We start from the raw sequence: 20,683 nt of genomic DNA, 5'->3' as shown, positions 1-20,683 counted from the left end.
ACTAAAGGTACTAATTTGTCTGCAAAAAAATTTAGATTAAAGGTTTTGGGATTCTTCCCAGTCTTCTTCACTTAGTTCTTCATACAATAAATCTAATCCAATTAACACTCTTTCTCGATCTGAAAGATCACCAATAATTTTCCGCACTGGGGGCGGCAAAATCTTTGATAATGTTGGTGTCGCTAAGATTTTATCTTCTTCAGCTAGTTGGGGATTTTTCATTACATCGATGACTTTGAGTGCATAAACACCTTGGAATTCTTGCTCTAATATGTTCTTTAGTGTTTTTAATGCCCGGACTGAGTTAGGGGTGTTCCCAGCGACATAAAGTTTGAGAACATAAGTTTTTCTGGCTTTATTCATAAAAAGATGAACTTAAACATAAAAACTAAAATCTAAGTTTAGTGATTTTAGGGAAATACATAGTTTTTGGTGTTGATGACTGTTGCTGATATGTTTAATGACCTATTTAGAAATTGCACATCTATAAGCTTCACATAGGTGAGCCAAGATATCTATGAGAGTCAAACGGTAATCTAGTAATGTCTCATCACTCCTTCCTTCTAATTTTAGCTGTTTAGAAAACTCGTCAATGAGTTCCATGTGAATTTCGATGATTTGAGGCACAGGAATATTAGCACAAAATACTGTACTGATGAATTTATCGATTTTTTCTTTCAAGGTTTTGTCTGTAGTAAAGTAATCTATAAGAATCTGGCGATAATCAGATTTAATTTGTTGTAATAATACCTGCTGATCCACTTGAGTCATTTGCTGAAAAACCTGTTGTGGTTTTTGCTGCTGGCACGCAAACACGTAAAAATATTTGTCTATAAAATTTTGATTAAGATTCGCTGGCAACCAATTTAGTAAGGAGTAAAGTCTAGCTGTGGTGGCAGACACAAGAGCAGATGTGCTAAATTGAGCGGAACTATGCCCAAAAGAGTACTCACGGCTTGGGTTAAATGGTGGTTTTGTACCTAGTTGAACTAGGTTATCTAAAATTTTTTTAACATTTGGTTGGAAAAATAGTATAGGTAGTAGCATTTATATATTTAAACATCTTGCTGAATCACTCCAACCAGAGTTGGTTAAGTTGAACAAAGTTTGAGAGAAACTTGAGAGAATCTGACTAATAATTTAGTTAAGTTGTTAGTCAATTCTTAATTACCGCTCTAGATAAACCAATTTCTATAGTGGCTCAACGACTACAGAAAACAAGTAAGCAGGAAGATGAGGTGTTCGTTATAGAGGGTACATTAGTTGATTGAGATTCGCATATTATGTATATCCATCAGAATGTAGATTTTTTGATTTCACCCCTTGATAGGATACTTAAACTAACTTAAAGTAGGCTTGCATTCTAAATCATTATAATTCCTCAAGGTTCTAAAGCGAGTCTTGAGAGCCATAATTGTTTTAGCTGTCACTCTTGATCAAACGTGACAACACTAGTAAAACACTTTTAGGTTATTTCCCCAAAGTTATAAAGTGGCAAAGGCAAAGTCAACCAGCAAGGCAGGGCTGGAACAATTAAATTTACCACGGCAATGGTCTTAAGGCTCAAACAAGAATTGGGGAAATGAGTTTGTTGATGAGGATGTTATTGTCAGCGCGAACATGATTTATCCGATCGCCAATGCTCAAGCTCAACGCTGCTAGAGGAAGAATTAACCCCAAAGCCTTATGTCAATGCTACAGTACCCGCTTTATAACTTTCTAGCAACCGTACCTAAATGTGGTGAAACAAGTACGTTAGTAGCGGCTTTAGAAGTTTTTGAGCAAGAACAGTGCGATCGCTTAGTAGTAGTTAATCAACTGCAAGAACCAATAGGGTTGTTAAACTCCGTCCAGTTAAGCCAAAAACTGCTGCTCGAATCCCCAGAAGAACAATATTTGGATTTACTGCAACAGCCCTTAACCCTGTGGAAGCACAGCATTTTTGAGCCATTACAAATATTCGCAGCCAGCGATCGCGTTGAGCAATTTGTACAGTTTTTGCGATACTATTCCGCCCCATCTAGCCACAATGTGAACTGCACATTGGTTGATGGTGAAGGCAAATTTTTAGGTTTGTTAGATAGCAGTCGTTTATTAAGATTATTAGCCCAGGAAAAAGCAGGCAAAACAGCCGCTAATTTCTTGAGTTCAGTTGGTCAGGTATCCAGAGAAACCCCAGACACCAACAGTTCTAAAGTCAAAACTCACTGGCGATCGCGCAAAACTCATTCATTTCAGCCATTGCGCCACAAACCCCTGATCAAGTTACTCGAACAACTGCCTTGGCCATTGATGCTGCAAACCAGTACAGGAGAAATCGTCACCCAAAACCCAGCTTGGTGGCAACAGTTGGGAGGTTTAAAAGATCCCGAAGATGTGCGGCGACAAGTCGCACATATCCTGTCGCCAGCTTCAGCCAAACAACCAGAATATGTCAGTCAAACGGCGGTGAAAGTTCCCTATAGTGAAGATGGCACATTATCTCAATTCAAATTTAATTCCGTAGAACATACTTGGGCATTGAAGCATGAAGCTTTACCCCATAACAATTTCCTCCCACAATCACCAACAACTTCACCTGCTTTTAATCGCTGCTTTTTAGATAGCCAAATGGGGACTTGCACCTGTGTGGTCGAAGAACAAAACGGTCAAGAACGCATCTGGCAATTTGCCAAAATCCCCTTAGATAGCCCAGATTTACGAGTTTTAGAAGAAGTAGCCGCCGAAAATCATCATCATTTGTGGTTGGTTTTAGGGACTGATGTCACCGAACAGCAACAATTATGTAAAGAACTCGCCGCTAAAAATGCCGACTTGATTCAATTGAATCGGTTAAAAGATGAATTTTTAGCTTGTATTAGTCATGAACTGAAAACACCCCTAACGGCAGTTTTAGGATTATCACGGTTACTGGTAGACCAACAATTAGGAGAATTAAACGAACGACAAGCACGCTACGCCGGACTAATTCATCAAAGCGGTCGTCATTTAATGAGTGTGGTCAACGACATTTTAGACTTGACCCGGATGGAAACTGGGCAGATGGAGTTAACTCTGGCACCAGTGAATGTACAGGCTGTGTGCGATCGCGCCCTGGCCGAAGTCACCGCCATCCACACTCAAAGCAGCAAAACTGTCCCCAGTAACCCAGCCCATATCAGCCCCCCAGTACCGAAATTTACCTTAGCCATTGAACAAGGCTTAGAACAGATGGTGGCGGATGAATTGCGCCTGCGCCAGATGTTAGTACATTTGTTGTCTAACGCTTTTAAATTCACCGAAATATCTGGCGAAATTGGTCTGCGCGTCAGTCGTTGGGAAGGCTGGATTGCTTTTACAATTTGGGATACAGGCATAGGTATCCCCGAACACCAGCAACATTTAATTTTTCAGAAATTTCAACAACTGGAAAATCCCCTGACCAGACAATTTGAAGGAACTGGTTTGGGACTGGTATTAACCAGAGCTTTAGCCCGCTTACATGGCGGCGATGTCAGCTTTTTGTCTCAAGAAGGCAAAGGCAGTCAATTTACACTCTTATTACCCCCTAGTCCCCCAACCACAGGTTTTACTGATCCAGAAATTAGCAATCAAGAAGATAGAACCCAACAAAATCTGGGTACCCAAAAAGTTCCCCTGGCGGTGACTTCCCCAAGTAACAGTAATCAACATCTCCCTGGTTGCTCTCAAAGATTAGTGCTGATAGTTGAAGCTGTGGCTCGATATATAGAAGATTTGGCAGAAAAACTCAAAGGTTTGGGTTATCGAGTCATTATCGCCCGTTCCGGCACAGAAGCCGTCGAAAAAGCCCGACGCTTACAACCCCAAGCGATATTTTTAAATCCTTTATTACCATTACTTTCCGGGTGGGATGTGCTGACATTGGTCAAATCTGACTTAGCCACAAGACACATCCCCATCATTATTACCGCCACCGGTGCAGAAAAAGAGCAAGCATTTGCCAATCAAGCAGAAGGTTTTTTAAGCTTACCCATAGAAAATCAAGCTTTAGCACCCCTGCTAGACAAGTTGTGTGCTAAACCCTCAATTCCCACTTCCGAGGTTGGGAGAACTCCCACAACTACCAATAATCAACCATTACGAATTTTGAGATTGGTTGATCCAGAATTAACATCGATTAACCCCCACCCCTCATTGCGTGAGCATCGGGTCATAGAAGTGGATAACTTAGATCAAGCAGAACTCTTGGCTAGGGTGTGGCAATTTGATGTCATCTTATTAGATATAGAAGGTTCCTTAGCCCAAAGTTATTTACAACAATTAACACAGCACCCGCGTTTAGTCGCTCTGCCGTTGGTGACTTGTGATGTGGCTACTAGCTTGGCAGCTTCCCAGATACCTGGACTGTCTGTATTTCCCTGCTTAACACCTTTTGGCAAAAACAATCACAGTCGCTTAGACAAACTTGATCCGTTGTTGTCAGTATTACAAATTGCCTCTGGTATTTGCTGTCCACCAAGTATTTTAGTCGTGGATTTGACCACACTCCATGATTTACCCCAGATCAGGCGGAAACAGGTGAGACACGATCGCACCTTGAAAAATGCTGCTACTAATCATGTGACGAGCGAAAGAGGCTCAGAATGGTTTCAAGCTTTAATTCAGTATCTGCAAACAGCAGGTTTAAAAGCAGCTATTGGGCGCTGTTGGGCAGAAGTTAACCAACAAATTCGCCACAATAGCGTTGACTTATTGCTCATTTGCTTGGGAGAAGCGCCAATTCACCAGGATGTCTTAAAAGCATTGAAAGCATTAAAATTTGTGACGGTAAATTTACCACCGATTTTAGTACTTGATCAACGTTCTCAGCGTGAGCCAGGGAATTTTCCAGCAGAAATCAAGCAGAACAAACATAGCAACCGAGATCATGTAGATCAATCTCTCAGAGCGATCGCTACAGAAATCTTACCTCGTTCCATCTCAATGGAAGATTTACTGCATCATATTAATCAGGCTTTACTACAACATCAACAAGCAAAAAGTTAGCTTGAACTGACAGAAGCTCTACATTGGATACCATTTCACGTCAAATATTATATATGTATGCAAGCAGCGCCTCAACTTATACCATTTTGGATTTTATATTTTGGATTTTGGATTGGGAAATTGCTTACTGGTGAGCTTTTCAGTAACCCATTTGTCGCAATCATTTTTCAAATTGGTATTACCTCGACTACGCTCAGTACAAATCGCTCGGCGAGAGGAAGTGATTTGTATCAGTAATTCCTCTACCATTAATCCACGCTTCATTTATGCCAGTATTTCACAAGCGATCGCTCGACGCTGATCAAATCACCAAGGCGTACCAACACACCAACCAAAAGTGTTTGCACTACTCGCGGAATACCGACGAGAACTATATCAGCTTTTTTCAGCAATAAGGCAAAGTACAGTAAATTAGTCGGCATTCCTTCGTGGTTCACTTTGCCATCAATTGCTAAACCATACATTGACCGGATAAACTGCTCAAATCCAGCCGCAGGTTTATTTTCACTGGTAAACGCCACCCAATCATCAGAAGGATTATGGAAACTGTGATGCACACCTGCGGGAACGTGCAGACTTTCTCCAGCATACAGCGTCCGGCGATTTCCCTTGTGTCCAAACTCCATTTCTAGACAACCCTGGAGAACGGTAAAGGTTTCGCTCATTTTGGTGTGGTAGTGTAGTGGACTACCTTTAGCTTTTGGCGGTAAATCAAAGCGAATTTTGCTATACCCTGCACCCGTTTCTAAGATAGTCATGCGATCGCCAGTCACAGGATTTACAATTACTTCTGGCTGTTGTTGTGTAGTTAACATTGATGTATTCATGTGTATAACTCCTTGTGTGGTGCGGTTTGACTACACTTCAACAATAAATTTTCTCCCCAATTCTGAATTGACAAGTCCCGCCAAGAAATTGACCAATCGCGCCATTTTTGTTATCTGTAAGACTTACGCAAAAAAACGAAAAAATAAGGTTTTAGTAAAGGGTACAGGGGTATGAGGGTATAAGGGTGTAAGTATTCAAAACCCTTTCACCCCATACCCTTTCATCCCCACAGACAATTGCTGTACCAACAGCCAATACTTTTCAGACATCATAAAAATTCCAACTCTGTCACCTGTCCCCTGTCACCTCCTACACCCATGAAGGAAGCAACTTTTTCTGTTTACCTCACGCGAGGTATTGTGCAGTTTGCCGCCGCGAAATATGGAATTGATGCAGATAGCTTGTGTAAAGATGTAGGAATTGACCCGATTTTGCTGAAAATGCCAGACCAGCAAATTACAGGAAGCTTGCACAGTGCTTTATGGCGAGAGGTTATCAAGCGTACTGGTGATGAAAACTTTGCTTTACATCTAGGTGAAGCCTTTAATTTGGCAACTTTTGGGATTCTGGGTTATGTACTCGTCAACTGTCATACCTTTGGAGAAGCTTTAGAAAAATTTTCTCGCTACACACGTCTATTCAGCCAGGGAGCATATATTCATTTTACGGTTGCTGATGGTTTGGTATTTTGTGACTGCGACATTGTACAAGATTTAAAAAATTACTTGTTAGAACAGCCGCAATATGCCATTGAAAGTACTTTTACATCACTGTTAACCGCCACAAAATTCTTAACAGGAAAACAACTTTACCTGCATACAGTTTGGTTTCAGTATCCACGTCCTGCTGAGACTGCGGAATATGAACGCATATTTCAAACAGGCTTACACTTTTCTATGCCAACAAATCGCATTATCTTTGATGCTAATTGCTTGAATTGGGCAGTATTATCAGCTAACTCCAACTTACTTTCGATGTTTGAACAACACGCCCAAACAATGCTCGATGCGATGAACCAAGAAGATAATTACACGCGAAGAGTTGTACAGGAGATTTTACAACAACTCAAAGCCAATCTCCCGACTCTAGAAACTGTAGCGCGGAGTTTAGCTGTTAGTGTTCGTCAGTTGCAGCGAGAATTACAAACTGAAGGCACATCTTATCAAGAACTTTTAGATAATACTCGCAAAGAATTAGCCCTACGACATTTAAAAAATCCCGCTACACCAATTCAAGATGTGGCATTTTTACTAGGTTTTTCGGAACCGAGTGCCTTTAACCGTGCTTTTAAAAAATGGACAGGGCAAACTCCGAGAAATTATCGCTTATCCTATTGTTGAGATGAAGTGCGATCGCCTAACAGATATATTACAATTGTATTTTGTATAATACAAGCATTATATGAGTGACGATTTTTCATTACGGAGTTGTGACCTCGATAAACTCAACTCTATGACTAAATATCCCAGCATTCCGACTTATCACACACTGGGAGACAAAGGCGCATTGTTGGAAGAAACCGTCATTTTTGATGGTGAAGTAATTTTGACAGAAAAAGTCGATGGCACAAACTCGCGGATAATTTTGCTACCTGATGGTAACTTTGTTTTAGGCAGTCGAGAAGAGCTGTTATTTGCCAAAGGGGACTTGATTGGTAATCCTGCGCTGGGAATTGTCAACTCACTCAAAGATGTTGCTGATTCTTTACCGCCATCTCAGGATTGTATCACTGTGGTTTATCTGGAATTGTACGGTGGTAAGATTACCTCTGCGAGTAAACAATATACTGCCGAACAAAGAGTTGGCTGGCGGCTATTTGATGTTGCTGTTCTCACAGAAATGGATACATTATTTACCAAGTCTACTAAGCAACTGTCGGCGTGGCGAGACAATGGAGGTCAACTGTTTTTAGATGAAGCACAACTGAACAAAACAGCGAAAGATTACAGACTTGAACTCACGCCAAGACTGGCAAAAGTTACAGCTTTACCAACTAGCATCGAGGAAGCACATGAGTTTCTTTTGACAATTTTACCTAAAACCAATGTAGCCTTAGATGTAGGTGCAAAGGGTAGAGCCGAAGGTATTGTAGCAAGAACTATTTCGCGGGGTGCGATCGCTAAATTGCGTTTTGAAGATTACGAACGTCATACTAAACGCCGCAATTGATGGAAATAATATACTTAATCAAGATTTTTCGGTGAGCAAGACAAGCTGATCTAATTGATACTGCATTTTACTCACAACCAATTCGTAGCATTCATCAACGTAATTGCGATCGCTTGCGGCTTCCCGACCATAGCGTTCAAAGATAATCGGCGGACAAACTTGTGTATGAATCGATACAGGGAATGGAATATTTGGTAGTGGGCCAATTGCTAATCCCCAAGGCCAACCCAAGTAAATGGGAAACACCACCGGATCAATATCCAATAACCAAGGCATTCCCCATTCATGAAATTGGTTGAGAATTTTATATATATCTGCCAAGACAATCAAGGTGTCATGCGCTCCCGCCGAAATCACTGGTACAATCGGTACATTTTCCCGTAGCGCCAGTTTAATAAATCCTTGTCTGCCTGCAAAATAAATTTTATTTCTTAAATAATGGGGTCGAAACACATCCTCTGCGCCACCGGGATAAACCAACACACTTGCACCAGAACGCAAAGCTGAGTATGCCATTTTAGGATGAGCTATTATAGCTCCCATTTTGGCAGCCAGTTGCGCCATTGGTGGTGTCACCTCCCAAACTCTGGGGTGCATTAAACCATATATTGGTTGTTCCACACCAAAACGCTCAAACCAGTCGTACATCATCATCAACATATCGGGGGCTGAGAGTCCGCCGTTATGAGAACCAACAAACAGGACTTTTTGCTGTGGTGAGATGTGATGCCAACCGCTTGTTTGCACCCGAAAATAGTAACGGTAGAGAAAGCCCAATAAAGGCATCATTGATTTGATGAACTGTGGATCTCGCTCATCCAAAGACCAACCGAGTTTTTTTTCCAAGGTATGTCGCTTTTGTAACATTCAAAAATCTTAACAGTATTTATAAAAGTCTGACCAGTTTATGGTTGTAAGACAAACATACCTAAATATGGAGTGATTTTAGCTCATCTTTAATTGCAGAATATTTTTAAAGGGGACGGGTAACAGGAAATAGGGAAGCAACTTCGACAGGGTATGATACGCTATCTGCGATAGGAGTGTAGAGGTACAGAAAATGACTAAGCTCAGGGTGGGATTGTTATTTGGCGGACGTTCTGGCGAACATGAAGTGTCGATTAGTTCAGCAAGAGCGATCGCTAAAGCCTTAAGTGCAGAACAAAATGCTAATAAGTACGAAATCTTGCCTTTCTACATTCAAAAAGATGGACGTTGGTTAGCTGGGGACGCGCCACAACAAGTATTAGGTTCTGGTAAGCCTTTACTAGAATCGGCAAATTCCCCAAACTCAGAACAAAGCCAACTCACCAATTCTCAAACTCAAACCCTGGAACGTTGGCAATCTCCTTCCCAAGTTGCAGAAGTGGATGTGTGGTTTCCCATTCTTCACGGCCCCAACGGGGAAGACGGCACAATTCAAGGTTTATTGACATTGATGCAAGTTCCCTTTGTGGGTTCTGGGGTGTTAGGTTCGGCGCTGGGGATGGATAAGATTGCGATGAAAATGGCATTTGAGCAAGCCGGATTACCGCAAGTTAAATATAAAACCTTAACCAGAGCGCAAATTTGGTCAAATCCTTGTATTTTCCCGAAACTTTGCGATGAAATAGAAGCCACATTGGGCTATCCTTGTTTTGTCAAACCTGCTAACTTGGGTTCATCGGTAGGTATTGCCAAAGTGCGATCGCGCTCAGAATTAGAAACTGCACTCGACCAAGCCGCCAGTTACGATCGCCGTATCATTGTAGAAGCTGGAGTAGTCGCTAGAGAAGTAGAATGTGCTGTATTAGGCAACGACCAACCCCAAGCCTCAGTTATTGGTGAAATTACCTTTGATAGCGATTTTTACGATTACGAAACTAAATACACCGAAGGTAGAGCCGATTTAGTCATTCCCGCACGACTGCCAGATGATATCAGCCGTAAAATTCAAGATATGGCATTACAAGCTTTTGCGGCGGTTGATGCAGCAGGGTTAGCCAGGGTAGATTTTTTCTATGTAGAAGCAACCGGGGAAATCTTAATCAACGAAATTAATACCTTACCGGGTTTTACTGCTACTAGTATGTATCCTCAACTTTGGTCTCATAGCGGCGTAGCTTTTCCCGAATTGGTAGATAGATTAGTACAACTAGCTTTAGAAAGACATTCGCCTGCAAGTGCGGAGTGAATTAATGGGGAATTTTACCGTCATTGAAAGTGAGTTTGATTAACCTCTCTTTGATGCAGAGCTATGGTGTACACACAACTTTTGTTCGGTGCATCTGTCCCGCCTTGGAATAAATTCCGAGTCTCATAGCGCAAGTCCTCTGAAGAAGACTCAAATTTCTGCCAGTCCACTTAAGTGGACTTTGGCTATAAGCCTGGAACTTTAGTGTGGTGCATCTGTCCCGCCTCGGAATAAATTCCGAGTCTCATAGCGCAAGTCCTCTCAAGAGGACTCGAATAAAAATATCTGACAGTCCACTTAAGTGGACTTTGGCTATAAGCCTGGAACTTTAGTTCTAGGCGAGATGCGTTTCATACTGGGTATTTTCGACTGGTGTGTACACCGTAGCTGACGGGAAGAGGGGCTTAAAACTCATGACTAACAATCCATTTGCACAACTTGTTGGACAACAGCAAGCCATAGAATTATTGACTGAGGCTGTGAGACAAAATCGAGTTGCACCTGCTTATTTGTTTGCTGGGACAGAGGGTGTAGGCAGAAGTTTAGCGGCTCGGTGTTTTGTCGAGTTATTATTTTCTAGTACTGTTGACACACATTTGGTTGCATCGGTGCAGAATCGGGTGCGTCAAGGGAATCATCCTGATTTGTTATGGGTACAGCCAACATATCAATATCAAGGGCAAAGATTAACAGCCGCCGAAGCAGCAGAAAAAAAACTTAAGCGCAAAGCACCGCCTTTAATTCGATTAGAACAAATTCGGGAAATTACACAGTTTCTCAGTCGTCCGGCTTTAGAAGCACCAAGAAATGTGGTGGTGTTAGAAGAAGCGCAAACAATGGCGGAACCAGCCGCGAATGCGTTATTAAAAACTTTAGAAGAACCAGGACAAGCAACGATTATTTTAATTACACCTACGCCTGAGTCGGTTTTGCCAACGTTGGTTTCGCGCTGTCAAAAGATTCCTTTTTATTGCTTGGACAGTGCAGCGTTAAGTCAAGTATTGCAGCAAACAAATCATCAAGAAATTTTGCAACATCCGGCTGTGTTGAGTATAGCGGCTGGCAGTCCGGGAAATGCGATCGCTTGTTATGAACAATTACAAGTTATCCCCTCTGAGTTACTCTCACACCTCACCGCCGCCCCAAAATCTGCCCGCCATGCTTTAGAACTAGCTAAAACAATTGACAAAGATTTAGATACAGAATCACAACTATGGTTAATTGATTACCTACAACATTCTTATTGGCAAAAGTGGCATCAACCAGGAGTTATTAATCAGCTAGAACAGGCACGCAAGGCACTTTTAGTTTACGCCCAACCGCGTTTAGTTTGGGAATGTACTTTATTATCTGTACATCAACAATGCAATGTATAGAAGTAATACCAATTCGTAATTCGCAATTCGCCATTAAGAAATTTAGCTCCAGTAAGACTTTTCTGATTTATATCTGTCGCATTCTTCTTTCAAATTGCTATAACTGTGAATAAAGTTTCAATCCCTAATAGGGATTAGTTTGAATTGCAATTTTACTGTCTAGAGGATAGTACAGGTTTTGTTATGTTTCAATCCCTAATAGGGATTAGTTTGAATTGCAATTCAGTTGTTGACTGAAGCCCAGCGCCAGTACGATAAGTTGATGTTTCAATCCCTAATAGGGATTAGTTTGAATTGCAATAGGGGTCGCGGTTTGAGTCCAAATCAACCGCGCAGCACGTTTCAATCCCTAATAGGGATTAGTTTGAATTGCAATCCAAGCAGAAACTCGTCAAGTATCTGGAAGAAATGTTTCAATCCCTAATAGGGATTAGTTTGAATTGCAATACGCCACTGGGATGATATTGTTGTCTGGGTAAAACGTTTCAATCCCTAATAGGGATTAGTTTGAATTGCAATCTTTCCCGCCTAGTGAACCATAGCGGTAGTCGTTTCAATCCCTAATAGGGATTAGTTTGAATTGCAATTTGGTATACGCCATTCATTATCAGATTCCCAATGTTTCAATCCCTAATAGGGATTAGTTTGAATTGCAATCCAAATACGATTCCCTGCCTACTGATGTGCCTACGATCACTGTTTCAATCCCTAATAGGGATTAGTTTGAATTGCAATAATCCCTTGCAACCAAGTAACGTATACTGGTCTGTTTCAATCCCTAATAGGGATTAGTTTGAATTGCAATTTGTGGCAGGCTTACGCATCCCCAGTGTGGATGGTTTCAATCCCTAATAGGGATTAGTTTGAATTGCAATCTTCTCAGATATTATCCAATGAGGATATTTACGGCAAGTTTCAATCCCTAATAGGGATTAGTTTGAATTGCAATAATCTCGCGGCAAGGATTCTATTTTAAAAGGTAATGGTTTCAATCCCTAATAGGGATTAGTTTGAATTGCAATTCGACCGTTCTAATCGATATGTTTAGTTTCCTTGCGTTTCAATCCCTAATAGGGATTAGTTTGAATTGCAATCCATTTAGAGTCGCCGCCAAAAAACACGGCGCGAGTTTCAATCCCTAATAGGGATTAGTTTGAATTGCAATTCTGCACTGGCCCAATGCGAACGCTTGCACAGTGGTTTCAATCCCTAATAGGGATTAGTTTGAATTGCAATGAATCAGAAGATTTAAACAGCAGAGTCAATCGAGTTTCAATCCCTAATAGGGATTAGTTTGAATTGCAATTTCTATTTAGTGATGCCTTACGTGATTTTTTACTTGTTTCAATCCCTAATAGGGATTAGTTTGAATTGCAATATCAAATTTATAAGATACATTTTCTTTAATATAAGGTTTCAATCCCTAATAGGGATTAGTTTGAATTGCAATCCTACATATATGTCACCATTTGAAACATATAAAGGTTTCAATCCCTAATAGGGATTAGTTTGAATTGCAATAGCGGGAGGCAGAAAGTCTTGTGCTATGAAGTTTTCAAGGTTCAGTTTCGCGGATGGGTTGATTATAACACCCGATAATGTCAATTGATTGACACTGAATCTCTGAAACCTATACTGTATAAGGTGCGCGGATGATTTTAATTTATTTTTTTCGGCAAAACCTGATGCTGAAAGGAATACAGCCATTTTGGTGAAACCCTAATTTTTTACACCTATCCATTCGCGCATTTGGGGAAATTCAGTTCTTACTTTTAACTTTTGCCTTTTTCCTTTTGCCTTGTTGTACTAGTTAATCAAATTTTCTAATGCTGTTTGCAAGTCTTTGGTTAAATTACTGGCTGCTTGTCTGGCTGCTTGACGGTTGTTTTGGGACTTTTCCCAGCGTTCGGTAACAGAAATTGGTTCACCGACGGTAATTTTTACTTGGCGCAAACCTAAACGCGGTCTTCCTGGTAATGTGGAGTTTTGAATCCGCGTCAGCATATCATACATTAATAATGCAGTCTCAGCGAAGCGATCGCTAGTCGGTTGTTCTTTGAGATAGTTTTCGGTAATGGCGACAAAACTTTCGACTATTCTCATGTGCTGCATTCGTAAGTCGGCTTCTTCGGCAATCCAATCAGCCAGCCCGCGTTTCAAGGGTGGTAGGCTATTAATATCAGGAATGTCGTCTCGATAAATATAATTCCAACCAGCTTCTTCTAAACGCCGACACCTATCAATAAAGTTTCCCTGGGCGGGAACATCAAAATATTGTTCGGCAATTTTTAAACCAGTATCTAATAAACGATGCAGTCGAGTAATAAATGGTTGATTTGGAATTTGGGGTAAGTCTTGATGATAAAAGCGGCGATAAAATTCTTCCATTTCGGTGATGAGATGTTCACCCAGACGACAAATGCGTTGATGATAAATTTCGGACGGGTTGTCAATTTGTGACGGCGAAATTGACTGGACTGTTAAACCGCTATCTGCTTCTAATTTACTTAATAACCAGTTTATTTTTGCCCAAGGTGGCTGGACGTAACGATATTGAATAGCAACTGGTACTATAAATACTGTTTCAGGGCGATCGCTTTTTTGCAAGTCTTCCACACACCAAAAGCCTAATTGCGCTACACCCGGTTCTAACGGACTAACGATGCCACTATGACCATTTGTACCACCTTCTGGTGCAACAGCGATCGGTATTTTCCCATTCGCAAATAAATCTCGTGCTGTTTGAATAGCCAGCCTGTCAACTCGTTTCCCCCGCCGCACAGGAACACCACCCACACGAGAAAATAACCAACCCAGCCAGTTTCCCGCCCATAAAGTCATTCCTCGTTCATAAATAAAGTGACTATGAATCGGTTCTTGTAAGTTAATATGATGCTGACGTGCTGCTTTGGGAACCAAGCGTGACAGCAGATACAACATACATAAGGGATCTTCGACTTCTGGGTGACGAAATGCTATCAAAAAGCGGATTTTGCCGGCTTGGAATTGTTGATAAAGTTCGGCTAATATCTCTGCATTCTCCGCTTCGATTTTAACCACACCAGCCGTTAACCAAGGTCGAGTCCGAAACCGCAAGATAAATGGCAAGCACCACCGCATCATCTGGAGTATTAGCGGGTTAAAATTTTGGGGAATAAATTTTAGTGGTGGTTGAGTGGAGTGGATTGATTTAGGCAAGCTGTTCTCCAGATGATATTTGTTGCGATTGTACAATATGGACTTTAGGTTGTGTCTTGGGCGATCGCATAAATCTTTACCAACCCCAACCTAGACTCACACTCAACAGGTGTAGGTTGGGTGGAGGAACGGAACCCAACATTTCCAAGACCTTATTGAGTTACGCTATCGCTACACCCAACCTACTATTCTCTGTTAAGAATGGGTGTAAGGGTATAGGGGGATAAGACTTTTGAACACATACACACCTATACCCTTCCTCAAAACCTTGATTTTTCGTATCTCGCCAATCTTTACGAACCCCAACCCAGAACTCACACTCAACAGCCGTGAAGCCTTATGTCTAAAAAACCGTCTCCCAGTTTTCCATTCAACAGCAGTCCCCACTCAGATAAATGGCAAGAAAGAACTAATCAAGTAGCTTATCGCTTCAACCGCCAATATCAAAACCAAACTTTTGAATTACCAGCAGAAGTACAAGCTTTGCCAATATACCAAGAATGGCAAGCGGGTATTTTAGCAGGGAGGGCTGTTTCTCCGTTTTGGGAAATTGCTCAACCGCAGAAAAATCAACATTGTTTAGATATTGGTTGTGGTGTCAGTTTTTTGATTTATCCTTGGCGTGATTGGCAGGCATTTTTCTATGGCCAAGAAATTAGTAACATCGCACGAGATACGCTTAATTCTCGCGGTTCTCAGCTAAACTCCAAACTATTCAAAGGTGTAGAGTTGGGTGGAGCGCACCGTTTAAATTATGCCTTAAATCAATTTGATTTAGCGATCGCCACCGGCTTTAGTTGCTATTATCCCCTGGAATACTGGAATATTGTTTTAGGAGAAGTTCAACGAGTTTTAAAATCTGGGGGGCATTTTGTCTTTGATGTTCTCAACCCCCAACAACCTCTAGCGGAAGACTGGGCGGTGTTAGAAACTTATTTAGGTGCAGAAGTATTTTTAGAACCTCTAGCTGAGTGGGAAAAAATCATCAAAGCCACCGGGGGTAAACTAGTTGCACAGCAATCAGGCGAATTATTTGAATTATATAAAGTAAAGTTTTAAAGTGCTGAGTCACGTACACTGAGCGTTCGCGCAGCGTCTCCGTCAGGAGAAGTCGAAGTGTACGTGCTGAGAGGGGGGAGACAAGGTAGAGGGGGTAGACAAGGTAGAAAGATTGCTTCAGTGTCTCCCGTGTCCCCCTTGTCTCCCGTGTCTCCCTTGTCTCCCGCGTCCCCCGTGTCTCCCGTGTCCCCCGTGTCCCCCGTGTCTCCCTTGTCCCTTCTTACAACTTCCAGCTTATCAACTTAGCATAAATGTATGCGATCGCTTCACTAATCACTACCCGCACACCTTCGCTAGAACTCCACCATTTTTGCGGATCATAGTTTTTTGTTTTAGCCGAGATAATTCCGACTGGAATTTTGGGAGCAAATATATTACTAAATATCAACCAACTTCTCCGCCCATGAGCATCAATTGTCAACAAATTAATTGACTCAATTGGTAAATTTTTCTCTGATATATACTGCCATAATGCCACCGCCGAAGCATTAGTTCTATTTTTAGTCACACTAGGCGTAGGTACAATAATCAATTTATCTTGCGGAACACCCAATTTAGCTAATGTCAAAGCTGCAATTTCGGCAAAATTCTGATATTCCGCCAGATAAAATCCTTGTTCTACTTTTGAGCCAATGGTAATAATTTGGCGATAAGAACCACTTTTAAATTCTCCGGCTGCTTGTTCTAAAGCATAATCACATATCCAGCCATCAATAACGAGTGTATCTGCTGATTTAATGGGAGAATTTACGGCGAGAAATGAGTGTATATTCTGAATTACAAAAAATAGATTACCCGCCAAAACAATCAGAAATAACGCCCATCCCTGCGCTGTAAGAGTCCAAATTTCTTGACGTTTGATTAACCACATTAAACCTTAGCTGAACCTTGGGCTTTTAAATAAGCAAATACAGATTTATCCCCAATATCGGCGGGAATTGCTTGTACAGTTTTTCGCAAAGCAAAAACTAAAAATAAAGTTGCCCAAATTCCTAACAAAATTTGTTCTACTTGAATTGGTAAAATCCCGACTAAATGTCCTAATAACAGCAAGGGAACTGTGAAAGTTAACACCTTTGTTTCCAGACGATTAAAACAGAAAGCTTCTTTAAAATAAATGCCTGTTAAGGCTGCGAAGGTAAAACCTATACCTAAAATAGTCAATGGGTTTGTGTAGACAGTCAATGCAAAAGGTTGACTGTCAAAATGAGCAAAAATAAATGCAGAAATACTCCCAATTAACCAAAAAACTTGTAAAACTCGGTGCAGCAAAACCATGTAAATATGAATGGTCAACAAACTCACACCGAGAGCTAAACTAAAACAGGTATATAAAGGGGTAATTGCTTGGATGGTAGTCGGATTATTGTAAAACAATGCCAAAACAGTCCCCACAGCAAAGCTGAGTGCCGCTACCATTAACGCAGTACGATAGATAATTACACCAGTGCGATCGCTTTGATCAATCGTAAATTCCCCAAATTGCCCTTGATAAACTGGTGATGGAGATACAGTTTGCGTAGTCATAGTCAGCAAAAATATTTAAACTAAGACAAAGACATCTTAACAAAAGTCTTACTGAGAGCGATCGCACTGTGTTATCTGTTGTGTAAATTCAATTTATGTAGTTTAAAAATTAATATCAATTACCTCTGCATAATATCCAGGACTTACGCACAAAGATTATCTGTGGAGATTGGGTGTAAGGGTGAAAGGGTTTGGGGTGTAAGGATTTTGAATCAGTATACCCCTGAACCCCTACACCCTCGCCACAACCCTTGGTTTTTCATTTTGATGCGTAAGTCCTAATATCCTACTGGCGTGTCTAGCCTTAAATGTTGCATTAAAAAACCTATTTCATCCGCGTAGCCTACGGCAAGCCGCTTGCGCGTCCACATTTGCGGTTAATTTTTCCAATCTAATGCACTACTTTAGCCTTGCCACGCCAATACGATAATTTTTATTTTTACCCTATGAATCACCTCTCAGGGTGTTGTAGGAGAAAGAGTTAGCCCGTTAGCAGTTTCACTAGCGTCAATACAAGTATCTAACGCCTGCATTGGTGTTAAAGGAATTTCCCGACGCAAACCAACCACACAGTCAGCAAAAGTGATAGGTAATAAACTACGACCACAATAATTTAAAACGGCTGAGTTAATTTCTTCTTTGGTATTGAGACTGACACCAACCACACAACTGGCTAATTCTTTAGGACGACGCGCCCTGGAACAGTAAGCCAGCGCATCAGTTGGGCTAATTTTTGTTCTTTGTTTAATGGTTGCTACACAAGCAGATAAATCTCTGGGACGTATGGCTGTCGCACAACCTTGGGCTGCGGCTGCTTGGGTGACACCTGCTTTTAAAAGTTGCGCCGCACATGCACGGTAACTTTCATGGTCATCGGAAAATATGATCAGTGCTGGGCTGGGAAGACTAGAGATCAACAGTCCTGCTATAGCCAAAACAGGTGTAGTCCAGCGCATACTTTTGGTGTTGAGTATCCCAGAAATAGACTGATCTTGAGGCTTTCTCGCTTTACTCGCTTTTTGTGTTTCCATTGCCATTGTTCCAAAACCCTCAGTTATGCTAACTCAAATGTAAGCCAACTCTGCTTGACATTCTCAATTCTGTTGTCATGGCAAATTGCTGAGTGCTGAGTTCTTAGTATTTTTTAGAGCTTCAGCCGCAAACATAAGCTGAGATTATGCTTCGACCGCTATAAATTCGGATATTTATAAATTTTTGATGATTAAATTTCGGATTTTTGGCATTTTTCATTTACAGATATTTATAATAGTATGTCTGGGTAAAGTTTAAACAGGATTAAATTAAGGAAACTCATGTCCCGATACAGAGGGCCACGCCTCAGAATTGTACGTCGCTTAGGCGAATTACCAGGATTAACTCGTAAAAGCGCAAGACGCGCCTATCCGCCCGGTCAACATGGTCAGAACCGCAAAAAGCGTTCTGAATATGCTGTCCGTCTCGAAGAAAAGCAAAAACTCCGTTGTAACTACGGTCTAACAGAAAAGCAACTGCTACGCTATGTCCGTAAAGCCAGACGTGTTACTGGTTCTACCGGGCAGGTGTTATTGCAACTGCTAGAAATGCGCTTAGATAATACCGTTTTCCGCTTGGGTATGGCTCCCACAATTCCAGCAGCGCGTCAGCTGGTAAATCACGGTCATGTCACAATCAATGGTCGTGTAGTTAATATTCCCAGCTATCAGTGCCGTCCTGGTGAGGTAATTGCGGTTCGTGATACAGCACAATCACGGAAGTTGGTAGAAACTAACTTGCAATATCCCGGTTTGGCTAACCTTCCCAGCCACTTGGAATTTGATAAGAACAAGTTAGTTGGCAAAGTTAACGGTGTCATCGAACGCGAGTGGGTGGCTTTACAAGTTAACGAACTGCTGGTTGTGGAATACTATTCACGACAAGCATAAGGAAGTGCTGAGTGCTGAGTGCTGAGTGCTGAGTAATTAAACAGCCTCAAATCTCAGAACTCATTACTCAACAAAGTTTTATCCGCCAATTTGCGACATAGTACGGCTGTATGTGCCTGTAGTACCAGAGTCGCGGCCTTTAAAGTTAATTTCTGGCTTGATGGCTAATAAGTGTCTCACCTGTTCTCGTAACTCGTGGATGCTGACACCAGAACGCAGGGCAGTTTTTAAATCTAATTGACCAGTTTCATTTAATAAGCAGGGACGTAACCAACCATCGGCGCTGAGTCGCATCCGGTTACAACGATCGCAAAAACATTCTGACATCTGACTAATAAATCCTAGCGTGCCTTTCGCTCCCGGAATTTGAAAAACATCCGCAGGCCCGCTACCACGGACTTGTGATTCTGTCAATCCCCATTGTTTGCGAATGCGTTGGCGTAAATCCGCAGAAGATACCCAACCGCGATCGCCAAATAATTGCCAATTACCAATCGGCATAAATTCAATAAACCGGACGTGCCACTGTTTGTCAATGGTGAGGGCAGCTAAATCGAGAATTTCGTGGTCATTAACACCGGGGATCACCACTACATTCAGCTTCAGAGGGTTGAACCCCACTTTGTAGGCGGCTTGAATACCATCCCAGACTTGTTGCCAGCGAGAACGTCCATGATTGCCGATAATTTGATCAAAGATATCAGGATCAAGGGAATCTAAACTAATATTTATTCGGCGTAAGCCAGCTTCATAAAGATTTTTGGCGATGGGTGCAAGTAAAAACCCATTAGTTGTCATGGATAAGTCTTTAGTTTCCCTGAATGATGCGATCGCTTTAACTAAATCTACTACACCAGGACGCAGTAGAGGTTCGCCCCCAGTTAAACGAAATTGCGTAAAACCGACAGGGATAAACACCTCTTGAATCAAAGTCAGTAGTTCCGCGTCAGAGAGTAGTTGTTGCTTGAGAGCATATTCTAGTTCTGCACCCTCCGGCATACAGTATTGACAGCGAAAATTACAGCGATCGATTAAACTAATGCGGAGATAGTCTACCTGGTTCATTTTAAGGAATTTATTTCTATTGTATTTTCCGCATTGCCCATCTGACTTTCATAGCTATCAAGCATAAGAGTGCAAGATGAATAAAGACGCAAAGACTTGCGCCCTCAGATTTTAGTATATTTAACCGAATATAGCAGAAGGCAGGAGGAAAAGTCTTACTATCCCTTGCATTCAAGCTTTCAAACTCTCCCCTAGTTGGCTAACACTGGCTGGGGGATTTTTTTTGGTAGATGATGCTTGTTGTGCAAAATTATTCCGGGAGATGCAGTTTGAGAACAGAACAATTAATTGGTAGATGCACCCTGATAACTTCTCCCCTAGTTGGCTGACACTGACTGGGGGATTTTTTTTGGTAAATG

General features: G+C 41.5%; 16 protein-coding genes and 1 CRISPR repeat array. Of the genes, 7 read left to right on the top strand and 9 right to left on the bottom strand.

All coding sequences use genetic code 11. The features are described from left to right. Positions 1–36: 36 nt before the first annotated feature. Together kaiB and H6G79_RS21885 are read right to left on the bottom strand one after the other, a co-directional pair. Positions 37–363 (bottom strand): circadian clock protein KaiB, encoded by a 327-nt coding sequence (gene kaiB / locus H6G79_RS21890; protein WP_062294773.1) that lies wholly within the window; start codon positions 361–363, stop codon positions 37–39. A gap of 102 nt (positions 364–465) precedes the next feature. Further along, positions 466–1,047 (bottom strand): KaiA family protein, encoded by a 582-nt coding sequence (locus tag H6G79_RS21885; protein WP_190591917.1) that lies wholly within the window; start codon positions 1,045–1,047, stop codon positions 466–468. Between the two features lie 639 nt (positions 1,048–1,686). Here H6G79_RS21885 and H6G79_RS21880 point away from each other — a divergent pair. Next, the gene (locus H6G79_RS21880) at positions 1,687–5,007 is read left to right on the top strand and encodes a hybrid sensor histidine kinase/response regulator (RefSeq protein WP_190591916.1); all 3,321 of its coding nucleotides are present in this window, start codon (positions 1,687–1,689) and stop codon (positions 5,005–5,007) included. Between the two features lie 260 nt (positions 5,008–5,267). Here H6G79_RS21880 and H6G79_RS21875 read toward each other — a convergent pair whose 3' ends face one another. After that, complete coding sequence (locus H6G79_RS21875; RefSeq protein ID WP_242048510.1) at positions 5,268–5,834, bottom strand: cupin domain-containing protein; 567 nt, start codon at positions 5,832–5,834, stop codon at positions 5,268–5,270. A gap of 318 nt (positions 5,835–6,152) precedes the next feature. Here H6G79_RS21875 and H6G79_RS21870 point away from each other — a divergent pair, with 318 nt between their 5' ends. Both H6G79_RS21870 and H6G79_RS21865 read left to right on the top strand, forming a co-directional pair. Next, a complete protein-coding gene (locus H6G79_RS21870; protein ID WP_190591915.1) occupies positions 6,153–7,175 on the top strand; it encodes an AraC family transcriptional regulator in 1,023 nt (340 codons plus the stop codon). A 61-nt stretch (positions 7,176–7,236) separates the two neighbouring features. Then, positions 7,237–8,004, top strand: a complete 768-nt coding sequence (locus tag H6G79_RS21865; RefSeq protein WP_190591914.1) for an RNA ligase family protein — start codon at positions 7,237–7,239, stop codon at positions 8,002–8,004. Positions 8,005–8,022: 18 nt separating this feature from the next. Here the strand turns inward: H6G79_RS21865 and H6G79_RS21860 are convergent, their stop codons facing one another. Next, positions 8,023–8,871 (bottom strand): lysophospholipid acyltransferase family protein, encoded by an 849-nt coding sequence (locus tag H6G79_RS21860; RefSeq protein WP_190591913.1) that lies wholly within the window; start codon positions 8,869–8,871, stop codon positions 8,023–8,025. A 193-nt stretch (positions 8,872–9,064) separates the two neighbouring features. Between H6G79_RS21860 and H6G79_RS21855 the strand changes: the two genes are divergently transcribed. Next, positions 9,065–10,177 (top strand): D-alanine--D-alanine ligase family protein, encoded by a 1,113-nt coding sequence (locus tag H6G79_RS21855; RefSeq protein ID WP_190591912.1) that lies wholly within the window; start codon positions 9,065–9,067, stop codon positions 10,175–10,177. Between the two features lie 413 nt (positions 10,178–10,590). After that, complete coding sequence (gene holB, locus H6G79_RS21850; protein WP_190591911.1) at positions 10,591–11,553, top strand: DNA polymerase III subunit delta'; 963 nt, start codon at positions 10,591–10,593, stop codon at positions 11,551–11,553. Between the two features lie 114 nt (positions 11,554–11,667). After that, positions 11,668–13,074: direct repeats of the CRISPR family, unit length 37 nt; unit sequence GTTTCAATCCCTAATAGGGATTAGTTTGAATTGCAAT. A gap of 285 nt (positions 13,075–13,359) precedes the next feature. Here the strand turns inward: holB and H6G79_RS21845 are convergent. Further along, on the bottom strand, positions 13,360–14,751 hold the full coding sequence (locus tag H6G79_RS21845; protein WP_190591910.1) for a 1-acyl-sn-glycerol-3-phosphate acyltransferase: 1,392 nt from the start codon (positions 14,749–14,751) through the stop codon (positions 13,360–13,362). A 339-nt stretch (positions 14,752–15,090) separates the two neighbouring features. On the opposite strand from H6G79_RS21845, the gene H6G79_RS21840 reads away from it, so the two are divergent. Next, positions 15,091–15,810, top strand: coding sequence for a class I SAM-dependent methyltransferase (locus tag H6G79_RS21840; RefSeq protein WP_190591909.1), 720 nt, complete (start codon positions 15,091–15,093; stop codon positions 15,808–15,810). Between the two features lie 220 nt (positions 15,811–16,030). Here H6G79_RS21840 and H6G79_RS21835 read toward each other — a convergent pair whose 3' ends face one another. The 3 genes from H6G79_RS21835 to H6G79_RS21825 all read right to left on the bottom strand — a co-directional run bounded on the left by H6G79_RS21835 (position 16,031) and on the right by H6G79_RS21825 (position 18,368). Beyond that, a complete protein-coding gene (locus tag H6G79_RS21835) occupies positions 16,031–16,681 on the bottom strand; it encodes an ElyC/SanA/YdcF family protein (protein WP_190591908.1) in 651 nt (216 codons plus the stop codon). Continuing rightward, positions 16,681–17,337, bottom strand: coding sequence for a DUF2301 domain-containing membrane protein (locus tag H6G79_RS21830; RefSeq protein ID WP_190591907.1), 657 nt, complete (start codon positions 17,335–17,337; stop codon positions 16,681–16,683). Before H6G79_RS21830 ends, H6G79_RS21835 begins: the two co-directional genes overlap by 1 nt. Positions 17,338–17,795: 458 nt before the next feature. Next, positions 17,796–18,368, bottom strand: a complete 573-nt coding sequence (locus H6G79_RS21825) for a hypothetical protein (RefSeq protein WP_313933934.1) — start codon at positions 18,366–18,368, stop codon at positions 17,796–17,798. 282 nt (positions 18,369–18,650) lie between these two features. On the opposite strand from H6G79_RS21825, the gene rpsD reads away from it, so the two are divergent. After that, positions 18,651–19,259 carry a 30S ribosomal protein S4 gene (rpsD, locus tag H6G79_RS21820; protein ID WP_190591905.1) on the top strand — a complete coding sequence of 203 codons (609 nt, stop codon included), beginning with the start codon at positions 18,651–18,653 and terminating at the stop codon, positions 19,257–19,259. A 78-nt stretch (positions 19,260–19,337) separates the two neighbouring features. Here the strand turns inward: rpsD and moaA are convergent, their stop codons facing one another. Further along, complete coding sequence (gene moaA / locus H6G79_RS21815; protein WP_190591904.1) at positions 19,338–20,324, bottom strand: GTP 3',8-cyclase MoaA; 987 nt, start codon at positions 20,322–20,324, stop codon at positions 19,338–19,340. Between the last annotated feature and the right edge of the window lie 359 nt (positions 20,325–20,683).

The organism is Anabaena sp. FACHB-83, assembly GCF_014697485.1.
GTDB lineage: Bacteria > Cyanobacteriota > Cyanobacteriia > Cyanobacteriales > Nostocaceae > Nostoc_B.
This window is presented reverse-complemented; position numbering and strand designations above follow the sequence as displayed.